This is a genomic window from Kitasatospora sp. NPDC092286 (assembly GCF_044755565.1).
Classification (GTDB): Bacteria; Actinomycetota; Actinomycetes; order Streptomycetales; family Streptomycetaceae; genus Kitasatospora.
The window spans coordinates 1-1148 of record NZ_JBIVRD010000137.1 but is presented as its reverse complement, the minus strand read 5'-3'; the positions used below and the strand labels follow the sequence as shown (position 1 = coordinate 1148).

1 protein-coding gene is annotated in these 1148 nt (G+C 68.0%); it reads right to left on the bottom strand.

Going from position 1 to position 1148, the window contains the following annotated elements:
- Positions 1–208 precede the first annotated feature (208 nt).
- Entirely contained in the window at positions 209–922 is a 714-nt protein-coding gene (locus ACIQIB_RS39545) for a transposase (protein ID WP_400764330.1), read from the bottom strand.
- Between the last annotated feature and the right edge of the window lie 226 nt (positions 923–1148).

The window sequence follows — 1148 nt, the reverse complement described above, 5'->3', positions numbered from 1 at the left end:
TCGGACTCGCCCTGGTCACCAACCAATAGCGAACAGACAGGCGATAACCCGAACGCCACAGAAGATGATCAATGGAGGTCAAACGACAAGCCCAGATCACCTTGGGGTACTTGATCGGTGTCCGGGTGTTCTCCGCGATGGTGGCGATGAGCTCGCGGATCTTCTTGCGCTGGGCGATGACGAGGGAGAAGCGGGCCTTGTGGCGGCGTCAGGTGGCGACGACCTTGTGGGAGAAGAACGCCGAGTCGGCGCGGACGACGACCATGCCGGTGGCACCCATGGCCCGCACGGTCCTGATGGCCTCGGCGATCAGGGAGGCGGCACCCTTGGCGGAGCCGGCCGATCCCTTGCGCAGCCGTTCGGCGACGATCACCGGAGCGACGAGCGGCGTGGAGGCGATGACGATCTGGAAGTGCAGGCCCCTCACCTTGGTGTAGCCGTGCTCGGCGCCCTGCTTGGCGGCGCCGTAGACCTGCTTCACCTTGGAGTCGATGTCCAGGCAGACGACCTGGTCACCACCCGGCAGCAGGTTGCAGTGCCCGGTCAACGCGCAGGTGAACGCGCGGGCGGCGGACTGTAGTTGGCGCACATGTCCCCAGGTGAACGCGCGCAGGAAGGAGCCGAGGGTTGACGGCGCGCGCATGCCGGTGAAGGCGCGGTGCATCGCGCCGTGCCGCAGCACGGCGGTGTCGTCGATGCTGTCCGTGCCCGCGAGCATCGCCATGACCAGCGACATCACCTTCGCGTCCGGCCTCGCCCCGGCACCGTTGTCCGTTCCGGCCAAGCGGACCCGCTCGCGGATCAGTGACGGCAGGCCGCACCGCTCGGCCAGGCGCACCGCCGGGGCCAGCCCGCCGTGCGCGAGCAGGTTCCGGTCATCGAACGCGGCGAACGTCGCCGCGGGGCTGTGGGAGGATTTCACTTACGAGGTGCCTTGCTGGTCGGGCCGGATGGAAGCGTAGGAACTCCCATCTTCCCAGCTCAGCGGGCACCTCTCTGCGTTATCCCCTCCTGCAGCCCGTCACCGATCGGTGGATCCAGGTTCAACAGGTCGGTGAGGTAGGCCCGTGGGCGCGGTGCCGACGTCTCCGTCGGTCGTCTCCCTCGGGCCCCCTCCCGCACCCGGCGTGCGAATTACTCCGCACCGG